Origin of the sequence: Paraburkholderia sp. SIMBA_054 (assembly GCF_046534875.1) — a bacterium.
Taxonomy (GTDB): Bacteria; Pseudomonadota; Gammaproteobacteria; order Burkholderiales; family Burkholderiaceae; genus Paraburkholderia; species Paraburkholderia hospita.
The window spans coordinates 1-263 of sequence record NZ_JAWRXV010000972.1; the positions used below are offsets into that span (position 1 = coordinate 1).

Sequence of the window (263 nt, forward strand, 5' to 3'; positions counted from 1 at the left end):
GGGGGTGGTACGGATGAGTTACCTGAAAACGTCGGCTTCCAGCGTCACTTACGGGCGCAGTTGTCTGCGGACTCCAATGCACCGACCGAAAGCCTGTGGGGTTCGTTAAAAGTTGCACGCCTGCATGGCCGGCACTTCGCGACCCGGCGTGCGGCAATGGATGAAATCGTCGACTGGCTTGGCTTTTACAAGTGTGTTTCATACTGCCCAACCTCGCTATGTGCTTGATAAATCTAGAGAGCCCTGTTGTGCCATTGGTTTTG

1 pseudogene is annotated in these 263 nt (G+C 54.8%); it reads left to right on the forward strand.

The features are described 5' to 3' along the window. A pseudogene (locus SB822_RS58025) lies at positions 1–228 on the forward strand (hypothetical protein); the annotation flags it as partial. Positions 229–263 lie beyond the last annotated feature (35 nt).